Origin of the sequence: Fictibacillus macauensis ZFHKF-1 (genome assembly GCF_000269865.1) — a bacterium.
Classification (GTDB): Bacteria; Bacillota; Bacilli; order Bacillales; family Fictibacillaceae; genus Fictibacillus_C; species Fictibacillus_C macauensis.
This window is the reverse complement of the sequence record NZ_AKKV01000026.1, coordinates 63,451-76,590: the sequence shown is the minus strand read 5'-3', so window position 1 is coordinate 76,590 and position 13,140 is coordinate 63,451. Positions and strand designations below refer to the sequence as shown.

General features: G+C 42.0%; 13 protein-coding genes. 10 read left to right on the top strand and 3 right to left on the bottom strand.

The features are described 5' to 3' along the window. Nucleotides 1-102: 102 nt before the first annotated feature. Complete coding sequence (gene comER, locus A374_RS10880; RefSeq protein ID WP_007202259.1) at nt 103-936, bottom strand: late competence protein ComER; 834 nt, start codon at nt 934-936, stop codon at nt 103-105. A gap of 91 nt (nt 937-1,027) precedes the next feature. Here comER and A374_RS10875 point away from each other — a divergent pair, with 91 nt between their 5' ends. The 3 genes from A374_RS10875 to A374_RS10865 all read left to right on the top strand — a co-directional run bounded on the left by A374_RS10875 (nt 1,028) and on the right by A374_RS10865 (nt 4,613). Then, complete coding sequence (locus tag A374_RS10875) at nt 1,028-1,669, top strand: helix-hairpin-helix domain-containing protein (protein WP_007202258.1); 642 nt, start codon at nt 1,028-1,030, stop codon at nt 1,667-1,669. Between the two features lie 65 nt (nt 1,670-1,734). Next, on the top strand, nt 1,735-2,310 hold the full coding sequence (locus A374_RS10870) for a ComE operon protein 2 (protein ID WP_007202257.1): 576 nt from the start codon (nt 1,735-1,737) through the stop codon (nt 2,308-2,310). Then, nucleotides 2,307-4,613, top strand: a complete 2,307-nt coding sequence (locus A374_RS10865; protein ID WP_083842017.1) for a DNA internalization-related competence protein ComEC/Rec2 — start codon at nt 2,307-2,309, stop codon at nt 4,611-4,613. Before A374_RS10870 ends, A374_RS10865 begins: the two co-directional genes overlap by 4 nt. A gap of 62 nt (nt 4,614-4,675) precedes the next feature. Here the strand turns inward: A374_RS10865 and A374_RS10860 are convergent, their stop codons facing one another. Then, nucleotides 4,676-4,810, bottom strand: coding sequence for a YqzM family protein (locus A374_RS10860; protein ID WP_007202255.1), 135 nt, complete (start codon nt 4,808-4,810; stop codon nt 4,676-4,678). A 408-nt stretch (nt 4,811-5,218) separates the two neighbouring features. On the opposite strand from A374_RS10860, the gene holA reads away from it, so the two are divergent. Next, nucleotides 5,219-6,238, top strand: a complete 1,020-nt coding sequence (holA, locus tag A374_RS10855; RefSeq protein ID WP_007202254.1) for a DNA polymerase III subunit delta — start codon at nt 5,219-5,221, stop codon at nt 6,236-6,238. An 86-nt stretch (nt 6,239-6,324) separates the two neighbouring features. Here holA and rpsT read toward each other — a convergent pair whose 3' ends face one another. Further along, a complete protein-coding gene (gene rpsT, locus A374_RS10850; protein ID WP_007202253.1) occupies nt 6,325-6,591 on the bottom strand; it encodes a 30S ribosomal protein S20 in 267 nt (88 codons plus the stop codon). Nucleotides 6,592-6,743: 152 nt separating this feature from the next. Between rpsT and gpr the strand changes: the two genes are divergently transcribed. From gpr to grpE, 6 genes are all read left to right on the top strand, one after another. Further along, nucleotides 6,744-7,859, top strand: coding sequence for a GPR endopeptidase (gene gpr / locus A374_RS10845; protein ID WP_007202252.1), 1,116 nt, complete (start codon nt 6,744-6,746; stop codon nt 7,857-7,859). Between the two features lie 21 nt (nt 7,860-7,880). Next, nucleotides 7,881-8,207 carry a DUF3679 domain-containing protein gene (locus A374_RS10840; protein ID WP_007202251.1) on the top strand — a complete coding sequence of 109 codons (327 nt, stop codon included), beginning with the start codon at nt 7,881-7,883 and terminating at the stop codon, nt 8,205-8,207. A 174-nt stretch (nt 8,208-8,381) separates the two neighbouring features. Beyond that, nucleotides 8,382-10,205, top strand: coding sequence for a translation elongation factor 4 (gene lepA / locus A374_RS10835; protein WP_007202250.1), 1,824 nt, complete (start codon nt 8,382-8,384; stop codon nt 10,203-10,205). Nucleotides 10,206-10,285: 80 nt separating this feature from the next. Then, nucleotides 10,286-11,431 (top strand): radical SAM family heme chaperone HemW, encoded by a 1,146-nt coding sequence (gene hemW, locus A374_RS10830; RefSeq protein ID WP_040340527.1) that lies wholly within the window; start codon nt 10,286-10,288, stop codon nt 11,429-11,431. A gap of 88 nt (nt 11,432-11,519) precedes the next feature. Beyond that, entirely contained in the window at nt 11,520-12,542 is a 1,023-nt protein-coding gene (hrcA, locus tag A374_RS10825; RefSeq protein ID WP_007202248.1) for a heat-inducible transcriptional repressor HrcA, read from the top strand. A 33-nt stretch (nt 12,543-12,575) separates the two neighbouring features. Further along, entirely contained in the window at nt 12,576-13,127 is a 552-nt protein-coding gene (grpE, locus tag A374_RS10820) for a nucleotide exchange factor GrpE (RefSeq protein WP_007202247.1), read from the top strand. Nucleotides 13,128-13,140: the final 13 nt, after the last annotated feature.

Here is a 13,140-nt window from a genome sequence, read left to right as displayed (position 1 = left end):
TGGTTATATAATACCATTTATTGAAACGATGAGAACAGAGGATGTAGGAAAAAACACCTAAAAACATAGAAGGATTTTAGAAAATTTGATCGAATCTTTAATTTAAGAAGAGTGATGCGCTTGGAATTGTTGCGCAATTTTAGCGCGCTCATCATCATATTTTTCATGTGTTCGTTGAATGACTTTATCAAAAACGTGCTCCACGTCCTCTTGTAAAATTTTAATTCCTTCTCCCGTAATCCCACCTTTTACACATACTTTTTCAACGAGCGTTGGCAAAGTGAAAATCTTTTTTTCTAACAATTTTCCCATCCCGATAATCATTTGACTCGTAAGCTCGGTTGCTTGTTCGTTTGAAATCTTCGTTTGCGCGACGGCGCTATTAATCATGCATTGCAACACGTATCCGATGAAAGCAGGCCCGCAACTCGCTATGTCTGATGAAACGCGCGTAATGTCATTATTAATAAGAAGGGGGGTCGAAATGCTGTCAAATAAGGTTTGTAATTGCTCCTTCTGTTTTGCTGTACATCGGGTGCCAAAGGTTAGTAGCGAGGCACCGGCTAAGGCGCGGTTTGTAATGCTTGGTATGGCACGTGCAACACTGCAAGGGACCACCTTTTCAAGCTCTTCGCACTGCAGTGGACTCGTAATCGAAACGAGTAACTTTTCTTTCGTAAACCATTGTTGATGAGACGGTAAAATATCCATAAACTGATGAGGCTTTACACACATAAAGATTATGTTGGCAAACGCAATAACCTCTTGTGCGCTCGGTGCCACTTGAAGCGCTGAATAACGCTCCTGCAGTGCATTTGCTTTTGCGATGGTACGATTCGTCACCATCACACTGGAAGCCTCTATCGCTTTGGCCTCAATGAATGAAGATACGAGAATACTCCCCATGTTTCCTGTTCCAATAAAACCTATTTTCACGAACAATTCCTCCCTCCAATGCATTACGGCTCATGTATATGTTGTAACGATGAAGATTATGTAAAGGTTGAAAAGAAAGGGGTTTACTCATTTGAACAAAGAAGAGTGGATCAGAAAAGGAAAGATTTTTGGACCAATTCTGCTTGTTGTTGGCTGTATCGCTTTGTTTTTTTGGAGGCAAGAAAATCATGAGGAAACGCAACAAAAATTACCGCCAACGTTGCAAGCTGGAAAAGCAGAAACACGCACCAAACCACCAGAGGTCGGAACAGAAAAAAGTTTTGTAAAAGTGGATGTAAAGGGAGCTGTTCGCCATCCTGGGGTGTATGAATTAAAAAATGGACAACGCGTTTTTGACGCGATTAGGATGGCGGGAGGCTTTACGAAACAAGCGCAGCAACGAAATGTTAACCTATCCATGTTACTGAGGGATGAATTGCTTCTCTATATTCCGGCTAAAGGAGAAAAAGACGTCCCGGGCGTCGCTTCAGCTGGATCTCCCTCCACTACGAGTGCGAGTGATGGAGGAGGCGCTGGGGTGATGGTTCATATTAATTCGGCTAATGAAGAAGAGCTTCAGAAGTTAAATGGCGTAGGGCCGGCGCGCGCAAAGGCAATTCTCGCCTATCGACAAGAAAAAGGACGGTTTCAAAAAATAGAAGAGCGGATGGACGTCTCGGGCATTGGGGAAAAATCGCTAGCGAAGATGAAGGAGCAAATTTCGTTAGACTAAGTGATGGTTGACGAGAGACAAGGACATCCCTACACTAAAAAGAAACGAAAGAAAAGGAGATCATTATGGAACGAATTTCTTGGGATCATTATTTTATGGCGCAAAGCCACTTGCTAGCTATGCGGAGCACGTGTACACGACTAGAAGTCGGGGCAACGATTGTAAGAGATAAACGAATCATTGCCGGGGGCTATAATGGCTCTATTTCGGGTGGTGTCCATTGTATCGATGAAGGTTGTTATGTTATTGACGGTCATTGTGTACGGACGATTCATGCAGAAATGAATGCCATCCTACAATGTGCAAAATTTGGTGTGCCAGTGGAAGGTGCTGAAATGTATGTGACACATTTTCCGTGCTTGCACTGCTGTCGAACAATCATCCAAAGTGGCATTAAAACGCTATACTATGCCAATGATTATAAAAATCATCCGTATGCAATTGAACAATTTCGGGAAGCTGGCTTAACGGTAAAACATGTGCCATTTCACAATCAACACTTAAACCCACTACATGAAGAGCAAAAAGAGTTAATGCACCAATTACTTCATGCGGCTGAGGTAGGCGCAGACTCAGCGACGATTGCATCCTTGCAAGATAAAATTGAACAGCTTTATCCGTCAAACGCCTACCAACGATGAGCGCGACAAGCGTTTGGTATTTCATAAGTGCATTAGGGGGAATATGGGCAGCATCAGAGCACAAATGGTGGATGGTTGCTCCCTTCCTATTGCTCCATTTTCTTCGTACATTCCCTCTACGACGAAACCTACTTTATTCCCTTCTGTTTTTTTTCACCTTCTATACTCTATTTCTTGTCACAGAGCACTATAATAAAAGTTCATTAGAAGAAGGACATAGAACGCTACAAGGCGAGGTTGCTTCCTTGCCCCGTTTTGATGGCGATGGCCTTTCCTTTTCTTTTAAAACAGCAACAGAGACGGTTGTGCTGCAATATACACTAGCTTCTCTTCAAGAAAAACAAGCGCTACAGCTCAATCTTCGTCAAGGATTGCGTTGTGTGCTAGAAGGTACACTCGTTGCGCCTGAAGGAAAGCGGAATTTTGAAGGCCTTGATTATGAAAACTATTTACATCGTCAGTCCATTCATTGGATGTTTCGTCCTGAGCGTATGTCGAATGCTCACTGTCAGTCGCAATCTTTTCAACTAATTTCAACGATCACGAATGCACGCCAAAAGGCAATTGCTTTTGTGGAACGCCACTTTGCTCGTTCTGTCTCAGGTGTTATTTCGGCCCTATTGTTTGGAGAGGAGGAGGGGATTTCAGAAGATGTAATCGAGGCGTATCAACGGTTAGGGCTTTCTCATTTACTAGCGGTATCAGGATTTAATGTCGCGATTGTATGTGGCTTGTTGTTTTATAGTAGTATTCGTTTCGGTGTGACCCGGGAAACCGCCTCGTGGTGGATGGTAGCACTATTGCCTCCGTACATTTTAGTAACCGGTGGAGAGTCTTCGATTGTGCGAGCAGGCTGTATGGGGATGATTGTGTTTGCTATTGGCGCCTTAAAGGGCAAGCTGCCTCCTTTGTTTGCGATCACGGCAGTAGGGCTCGCGATGCTCGTTCTTAACCCATATTACGCCTTTGAGCTAGGGTTTCAACTCTCCTTTTTTAATGTGTATACGTTAATACTTTCTTCGCGTTGGATTATGGGGCGTTATACTTCCTATTTGGCGCAATTAGCTTTTTCATCTATCCTCTGTCAGCTTATTTCCTTTCCAATCATTCTTTATACCTTTCACGAACTGTCTCTTTGGTCTTTGCCTCTTAATCTCGTGTTTATTCCGTTTATTTCACTGCTTGTTTTTCCTCTCGTTACCGTATCTTTGCTTTTTTTACTTCTTGTGCCGATGCTTGGGGCGTTTTTTGTGCTGTGTAGCAACACCGTCCTTTCCTACTCTAATCAGCTTTTACTCTATTTAGCGCAGCATACGCGCAGTTGGGTGTTCGGTGAGGTTGGAGTCTGGTTTATTGGGCTTTATTATGCTGTTATTTTTTTTATCCTTGTAATGTGGGAACGAGATGGATTAGGAAAAAAAGTCAGCTACGGTTGGGTCCTTTTACTACTTTTAGTACTTCTTCATTATCATTTGCCAATGTTTGATAGCCGAGGAAAGGTTACTTTTTTAAATGTTGGTCAAGGCGATAGTATTTTAGTAGAGATGCCACGTCATTCTGCGGTGTATTTAATTGATACAGGAGGCGTTGTTAGCTTTCAACGAGAAGCGTGGCGCAAGCGAAAGAAAACATATGATCTCGCGAAACGCGTTATTTTGCCAGCGCTCAAGGCACGTGGCATTCATAAGCTTACGAAGTTAATTTTAACGCACGGACATCATGACCATATCGGGAGCGCACAAACGATCCTAACGAAATTTCCTGTAGAAGAAGTGATATACCCAGTAGGAGCATTGCAAAAGCAAGAAGAAAAAGAGGTGCTGCAGACGGCGCTAGAGCGTCACGTTGCGGTGAAAGTGGTAAGAAGAGGGATGAGTTGGCGGGCAGGTGAAGGAATGTTTTCTGTGCTGTCTCCAAAAGGGGAAGAGGCGTCGTATAATGCCCGTTCAATCGTATTGCGAGCAGAGCTTGAGGGACATTCCTTTTTATTTTCAGGTGATATGGAACGAGAAGGAGAGGAACAAGTCGTTGCTAGCGGTCAACCCATTAGGGCAGAGGTGTTGAAAGTTGGTCATCATGGCAGTCATACGTCTTCAACCGAGCCGTATATAAAAGCTGTTTCACCGGCTTTTGCTGTGATCTCGGTCGGTCGTCGCAATTTATATCGTCATCCGAATGCTGACGTGCTAGACCGCTTAAACAACCAAGGAATAACGATATTACGAACCGATGAAGTAGGCGATATTGAGTGTATGCTTGAAAAAGGGGAAGTGTTGCGCTGGCGAACGAGTAGCGTGAAATAATAAAAAAAGAACCCGTTCGAAGGAGACAGCTGCATCGAAACGAATTCTTTTCTTTTGAAGGTTTAGCCGGCGATTAATTTGATGACAATGCCGATCACAAAAATTAATGTAAAAAACCCAAAGGAGTAAATAAAGCCCATGCCTGAATCGATTAAATCATTTCGTTTGCTCTGTACATCTTCTTCAAACTGATTCATGATTTCACCCGTTGCCTTGTCCTTTATGACTAAATGCTGAGGCAACAGTGCCTCCCTTCTTATGCGAAAAAATAGCTTTTTTCATGTAGTGTATGCTTTCAGTATAAGTCATACTGATAAAAAAATCCATATTTGTTTCAAGTTGGCCAGTCGTTGGAAAGGGGATTTCGCCACACAAATTTGTAATGATTTGTCACCAATAAGAATACGTCGCATAGGATATTCTAACGATAGAACACAGCGTACGGTGTACTCGCTATCTATTGGGAATCCTAGGGTCTTAACGGATGGCGTTTATCATAAATGAGGAAGCAGTCTTTGCTGCTTCCTCTTTTCAAGTGCTCACTATTGAAAAAATGGGCTGTTCATCATACGATAAGAGAAGAATAAAAGTATGAGGTGAACGGCTTGTCAATAACACCATTAAAGAAACATTTAAAAAGCCAACAGTTTCAACCGTTTTATGTTTTATACGGAACGGAAACGTATGTGATTGATGAAGCGTTACAAGCGATCGTAGACCAAGCTATAGCACCAGAAGACCGTGATTTTAACTATAGTGCGTACGATTATTTAGAAACGCCCATTCAATCGATCGTCGGAGATGCTGAAACCGTCCCTTTTATGGGTGAACGGAAAGTGGTTGTTGTAAAAAATGCGTTATTTTTAACCGGTGCAAAAGAGAAAAGTAAAGTTGAACATGACTTGTCTACTCTTGAAACATACGTAGCTGATCCACCGCCTTTTACGCTCTTCGTTTTCATTGTTCCAGCTGAGAAGCTAGATGAACGTAAGAAGCTTGTAAAAGCGGTAAAAAAGCGAGGAGAGCTCGTAATGGCCCAACCGCTGAATGCGGATTCGGCAACAGAATGGGTAAAAAATAGAGCGCTTGAGCTTGGTGTGCAGATTGACCAAGAAGCGGCGCATTATTTAACGGCGAGAACTGGTAACGAACTACACTCCCTAGAGCAGGAAATGGAAAAGCTTTCTTTATACGTAGGCAAAAGTGGCATGATTACCGTCTCAATTGTTGAAAGTCTCGTACCGAGAACGCTAGAAGATAATGTGTTTGATTTAATTGATCGCATTGTTCATAAAAAAATAGATGAAGCACTGCGTATTTTTTATGACTTAATGAAGCAAAATGAAGAGCCCATTAAACTCTTATCTTTGATGGCGCGTCAATTTCGCATCATTTTTAGCGTGAAAGAGCTTAGCAAAAAAGGCTATGGCGAAAAGCAGATGGCCACTAGTTTAAAACTGCATCCGTATGTAGTGAAATTAGCGAGTAAGCAGGCGCGAATGTTTGCTGAAGAGGAACTGTTACACTTGTTAGATGGCATTGCAGAGGCAGATTATGCGATGAAAACAGGCAAAATGGAAAAACGGTTAATAATTGAATTGTTTATGTTAAAGATGGCAGCATGAAAAAAAGATCCTGAAATCGTTATTTCAGGATCTTTTTTCATTAAAAAAACGACCTATATAGGTCGTTTCTCACCATCTTCCCCGAATTACGCGTTAAGTCCGTTTAACGCTTTTGCAAGACGAGACTTTTGACGGGACGCTGCATTTTTATGGATAAGTCCTTTCGTTGCTGCTTTGTCAACTTTCTTCGTAGCAGTAACAAAAGCTTCTTGTGCTCCTTGTGCATCTTTGCTCGCAACTTTTGATTCAAAAGTTTTGATTGCAGTACGCATAGCAGACTTCAAAGAAGCGTTATGAACGCGGTGCTTATCGTTTGTTTTTACACGTTTAATTGCAGATTTAATATTAGCCAATCCATTCACCTCCCTAATATTGCAGTCGATGCTGCAAAAAAGTAGGACACCAAGTATTTTAACAGTTTGTACCCTTAATTGCAATACAAGAATGAAAAGGCTTTTCGAAGGTAAAAATAGTCAGTAATAAAGCGACAGGCAGGTGCAAAAAAATGGAACGAAAAGAGTTGGATCTTTCATGCTATACCGTGCGAACGGATTTAGCGATCGAAGCCCACGAAATGCTACTAAATGAGGATCAAGCAAAAGATGCAGAAAATCGAGTTCCAGGAATCACAATTAAGGAACGCAATCATGAAGGAATCAAGTTTACCCGCGTGGAAATAGATGAGCAAGGAGCAGAAGCAACCGGAAAAAAGGTTGGTACGTATTTAACCTTTGAAGTACAAGGCATTCGTGAGAAAGATTCAGAGCTGCAGCAGCAAGTGCAGGCAGTGTTTGCTAAAGACTTTCGGGATTTTCTTGTTGAGCTTGGCATTAAAGAAGAGGATACGTGCCTTATTGTCGGTCTTGGCAATTGGAATGTAACGCCAGATGCACTTGGACCAGACGTTGTGGAAAATTTATTAATTACGAAACATTTATTTGATTTGTCACCTGAAAATGTCCAAGAAGGGTTTCGACCGGTATGTGCGATTGCTCCAGGCGTAATGGGGCTAACGGGAATCGAAACGAGCGACATTATTGATGGGGTAATAAAAAAAGTAAAACCAGACTTTGTCATTGCGATCGATGCGTTAGCGTCCCGCTCGTTAGAACGCTTGAATACGACCATTCAAATTTCCGATAGCGGCATTCATCCAGGAAGTGGAGTGGGCAATAAGCGAAAAGAATTAAGCAAAGAAACGCTCGGTATCCCTGTTATTGCGATTGGCATTCCAACAGTGGTCGATGCCGTTACCATTACGAGTGACACAATTGATTATATTTTAAAACACTTTGGAAGAGAGATAAATGAAAAGGATCAGCCGTCTAAGTCACTCGTGCCATCATGGATGACATTTGGTGAGAAAAAAGTATTAAAAGACGATGATTTGCCTCCGGAAGAAGAACGTCGATCTTTTCTTGGGATGGTCGGTACGTTAGAAGAAGATGAGAAGAGAATGCTAATTCGTGAAGTGTTATCTCCGATCGGCCACAATTTAATGGTGACGCCTAAAGAGGTGGATACGTTTATTGAAGATATGGCGAACGTGCTCGCTGGAGGTTTAAATACGGCGCTTCATCGTCAAGTGGATCAAGAGAATAGTTCGCTTTATACCCATTAAGCACAATTTGAGGTGAAAAGTGTGACCAAGCTAGTTGTGAAATTACTGTTTCTTGCGTCTCTCCTTTTTTTCGGCATGATCATTGGTATGCAACAAGGGAAAGAAGAAGCAACACCGCCCTCGTCTGTTGTAAAAAAGGAAAAAAACGAAAGCGCAACAACGTTCTCTTCAGCAAAAAAGTCACCGCAATCGCTTAGTGATCGCCAAAAAGAAGTGAACGAAACGGGAGGGAGCAATTTTTTTTCCTCGCTTGGAGCCACGATTTCTTCCTTCGTTTCGACGTCTTTTAAGATCATCGTGTCCATTTTCTCCGCCATCTTTTCGCGCATTTTTGGCTCGCTTTCATAAGAGATTTCTCTTGAAGGAAACAGTGCCTCGCCCATTGATAGAGAGCGAGGCGCTTCTTTTTTGCCCCACTCGCCCGCGATTGTTCCCTGTCTTTTCCTTTGGTGATTGAACAACGGTCCGTCTATTGCTATAATCTAAACTAGTGTACTTTGCGCATATACAGGAGTGAACTGAATGAATCGAGAAGAAAAATTAGCTAGGCAGTCACGGATCCGTAACTTTTCTATTATCGCTCATATCGATCATGGGAAGTCAACACTAGCGGACCGCATTTTAGAAAAGACAAGTGCGTTAACTCAACGTGAAATGAAAGAACAGCTATTAGATTCTATGGATCTAGAGCGTGAGCGTGGTATTACGATTAAGCTTAACGCCGTGCAATTGAACTATAAAGCGAAAGATGGCGAAATATACACCTTTCACTTGATTGACACACCAGGACATGTCGACTTTACGTATGAAGTTTCGCGCAGTCTTGCTGCCTGTGAAGGTGCGTTGCTAATTGTAGATGCTGCGCAAGGAATTGAAGCGCAGACGTTGGCGAACGTTTATTTAGCGTTAGAGAATGATCTGGAAATTCTGCCGGTCATTAATAAAATTGACTTGCCAAGTGCAGAGCCAGAGCGCGTACGAAAAGAAGTAGAAGATATTATTGGCTTAGATGCATCAGAAGCCGTTCTTGCTTCAGCAAAAGCTGGAATTGGAATTGAAGACATTTTAGAACAAGTCGTTGAGAAAGTGCCGGCGCCTTCAGGTGATCCAGATGGCCCGTTACAAGCACTTATTTTCGATTCATTGTACGATCCATATCGTGGCGTGGTTACTTACATTCGAGTGACAGAAGGAACCGTGAAAGTCGGCGATAAAATTCGTATGATGGCCACACAGAAAGAGTTTGAAGTAGTTGAACTAGGTGTCTTCACACCAAAAGCAGTTACGAAAGATTTCTTAACCGTTGGCGATGTTGGCTTTTTAACAGCGGCTATTAAAAACGTTGGCGATACGCAAGTGGGGGATACCATTACGAGCGTTACGAATGCAGCAACTGAGCCATTACCAGGTTATCGAAAAATGAACCCAATGGTTTATTGCGGTTTGTATCCTGTTGATAATGCCAAATACAACGATCTTCGTGAAGCGTTAGAACGTCTTGTATTAAATGACTCAGCGTTGCAATATGAGCCGGAAACGTCGCAAGCACTTGGATTTGGCTATCGTTGTGGTTTCTTAGGGCTTCTGCACATGGAGATTATCCAAGAGCGTATTGAGCGTGAATTTAACATTGACTTAATTGCGACGGCACCGAGCGTAATCTACAACGTCTTGTTAACAGACGGTACCGATCTAATCGTTGATAACCCGGCAAATATGCCAGATGCGCAATCCATTCAACGCGTGGAAGAGCCATACGTAAAAGCGACCATTATGACGCCGAACGATTTTGTTGGAACGATTATGGAGATTTGTCAGAAGAAACGCGGCATCTTCCAAACGATGGATTACTTAGAAAATAACCGTGTAAACGTGGTATATGAGATTCCACTTTCGGAAATCGTGTATGATTTCTTTGATCAATTAAAATCAAGTACGAAAGGCTATGCGTCACTTGATTATGAATTGATTGGCTATAAAGCATCGAAGCTTGTGAAGATGGATATTCTTCTGAATGCTGAAAAAATTGATGCTCTCTCTGTTATTGTTCATAAAGACTTTGCGTATGAGCGCGGTAAAGCCGTCGTGGAAAAGCTTAAAGAATTAATTCCTCGTCAGCAGTTTGAAGTGCCAATTCAAGCATCGATTGGGCAAAAAATCATTGCGCGCTCGAACATTAAAGCGCTTCGTAAAAACGTTCTTGCAAAATGTTACGGTGGTGACATTTCTCGTAAGCGTAAGCTATTAGACAAGCAAAAAGAAGGTAAGAAACGAATGAAAACCATTGGCCGCGTCGATGTCCCGCAAGAAGCCTTTATGGCTGTTTTGCGCATGGATAACGAATAGGCTACGATAACCAAGAGAGAAAGACCGCAAATTGCTGCGGTCTTTCCTCTCATTTCTAGGAAAAAAAAGAGGTGTTTTTTTTGCCGAAAGCAGCATATTTTCACATTCCTTTTTGTGTAAACATCTGTCACTATTGTGACTTTAATAAAGTGTTTCTTAAAGGACAACCCGTTCAAGAGTATTTAACCTATATGGAAAAAGAGCTACAGCATACGTTAGCAGCGGCACCGACAGAAGGAATGGAAACCATTTTTGTTGGTGGTGGCACACCGACAGCCTTATCTCTTCAACAATTGGAGACGTTTTTTACGATGGTGTCGTCGCACTTCTCCTTTGCTCAACTGCAAGAGTATAGTGTAGAAGCAAACCCAGAACAAACGTCACTTGAAAAATTAGAGCTTATGAAAGCGCACGGTGTAAATCGCTTAAGTATGGGTGTGCAAGCCTTTCAAGCGTCTCTCTTAAAGGAATTAGGACGCTCTCATACTGAAGAGGATGTGTTTCGAACAGTGGAGGACGCAAGGCGTGTTGGCTTAACAAATATTTCACTTGATATTATGTTTGGCTTGCCGAGACAAACTGTGGATCATTTAAAAGAAACGTTAGAAAAGGCCTTTTCTTTAGATGTTCCTCATTTTTCGGCGTACTCGCTTCAGCTCGAACGAAAGACTGTTTTTTATAACCGAGCGGCGAAAGGTGAGTTGCTTCTTCCGGAGCATGAAGAAGAAGCACGTATGTATGAAGTGCTGATGGAAGAGATGGAGAAGCACGGGTATACACAATACGAAATCTCGAATTTTGCTAAAAAGGGTTATGAAAGTAAGCATAATCTCCAATACTGGAACAATAATGAATATTACGGAATAGGTGCCGGTGCTCATGGTTATATTCACGGTGTGCGTCATGAAAATGCAGGACCTCTCAAGAAATATTTTCAAGCTATTGATCAAGCGGGTGTTCCCTATACTGCTTCGCACACGCTCAGTCTCCAAGAGAAGATGGAAGAAGAAATGTTTATGGGCTTGCGGAAACGCGAAGGCGTTGATGACTCCCGCTTTATAAAACGGTATGGTCGCTCGTTTTTTACCGTGTTTGGCACACAAATTGAGGCGCTTATTAAACGTGGTTTATTGCAAAAAGAAGGGACGCGTATTGCCTTAACAAAACAAGGGGTTTTTCTTGGAAATGAAGTTTTTCAAGAATTCATTGGCGTAACGACAGTTTAATCGTTGACAATCTTCCGTCGGTTTTGGTAATTTAATAGTAGATTTAGCACTCAGCGTTTCGGAGTGCTAACAACTCGGAGGTGAAAGGATGTTATCAGAGAGACAGCTATTTATCCTTCAAGTGCTGATTGATGATTACATCCAGCATGTGGAGCCAATCGGATCACGAACATTATCGAAGCGTGAAGACATGAACTTTAGTTCTGCAACAATTCGAAATGAATTAGCCGATTTAGAGGATCTAGGATTTCTGGAGAAAACCCACACGTCTTCAGGGCGCATTCCTTCTGAAAAAGGATATCGTTTCTACGTGGATCATTTGCTGAGCCCTGCGGCTCTTTCAACAACCGAACTATTTAGTATCCAAAACCTGTTTCATGAAAAGCTAGAAGAGACGGAACGCATTTTTGATCAATCAGCAAGAATCCTCTCAGAGCTAACGAATTATACGTCGATTATTTTAGGACCTGAAGCATTGGAAACAACGTTAAAGCATCTTCAGTTGATTCCGCTCGGTGGCCAGCAAGCAGTCGCGATATTCGTAACGAGTACAGGTCATGTGGAAAATCGTCATGTGATGCTTCCAGAAAGCATCCAACCCAAAGAAATTGAAACGCTCGTCAACATTTTAAATGAAAAGCTAAGCGGCGTTCCTTTAGCAGAGCTTCATCGCAAAATGGATGAAGAGCTGGCGCTTGTGTTTCAGAAACATTTAATGGATCATCAACAAGCAACGTTGTTTTTAGCTGACCTCTTTACATGGGGAAGAAAAGATAAAGTGTTTTTTGGCGGCAAAACAAAAATGCTCTATCAACCAGAATTTAAAGATGTAGAAAAAGTAAGAATTCTGCTCGATGCATTGGAAGAAAAGGCGATTGTCGAACGACTATTAACATCCGATCGCGACGGGGTATCCGTGACGATTGGGCATGAAAATGGCATTCCAGCCATTAAAGATTGTAGTCTAATAAAGGCATCGTACTCTTTTCATGATAAGCATATTGGAACGATTTCCTTAATCGGTCCAACGAGAATGGAGTATAAACGAGTAATCGGCTTGCTTGATACATTGTCTAAACAATTAACGCAATTGTTTAATGAACGATATTAAGAGTGGCCGCTATCATTTTAGGGAGGTGACAACATGGAAGACAAACAAAAAGAAACCGTAGATGTTGAGTTAGCAGAAGAAATGCATCCAGAAGTGGAAGTAGAAGACGCGCATGCCGAACACGAGCACGAAGAGAATGCAGAAGTCCTAGCGTTACAACAACAAGTGAGCGAAACTGAAAATCGTTTACTTCGTGTGCAAGCGGATTTCGAAAATTTCAAACGTCGTACACGTGAAGAAAATGCCGCTCAACTAAAATACAAATCACAAACGTTATTAACGCAATTGTTACCTGCACTTGATAACTTTGAACGAGCGCTAGACGTTCAAGTAGAAGATGCACAAGCGCAATCCGTATTGCAAGGAGTTGAAATGGTGTACCGTCAACTCATGGATGCTGTAAAAGGTGAAGGACTTGAAGAAATAGCAACTGATGGACAATTGTTTGATCCAAACAAGCACCAAGCAGTCATGCAAGTCCAAGAAGAAGGATACGATTCAAACGTAATCGTTGAAACCTTGCAAAAAGGGTATCAATTAAATGACAGGGTGTTACGTCCTGCAATGGTAAAAGTGAATCAATAACGTAATATTAAAG

Coding starts and splice junctions, on each gene's coding strand:
- A374_RS10870 (WP_007202257.1), top strand. CDS start 1,735: ATGGAACGAATTTCTTGGGATCATTATTTTATGGCGCAAAGCCACTTG.
- A374_RS10865 (WP_083842017.1), top strand. CDS start 2,307: ATGAGCGCGACAAGCGTTTGGTATTTCATAAGTGCATTAGGGGGAATA.
- A374_RS10860 (WP_007202255.1), bottom strand. CDS start 4,810: ATGAATCAGTTTGAAGAAGATGTACAGAGCAAACGAAATGATTTAATC.
- gpr (WP_007202252.1), top strand. CDS start 6,744: ATGGAACGAAAAGAGTTGGATCTTTCATGCTATACCGTGCGAACGGAT.
- lepA (WP_007202250.1), top strand. CDS start 8,382: ATGAATCGAGAAGAAAAATTAGCTAGGCAGTCACGGATCCGTAACTTT.
- hrcA (WP_007202248.1), top strand. CDS start 11,520: ATGTTATCAGAGAGACAGCTATTTATCCTTCAAGTGCTGATTGATGAT.
- grpE (WP_007202247.1), top strand. CDS start 12,576: ATGGAAGACAAACAAAAAGAAACCGTAGATGTTGAGTTAGCAGAAGAA.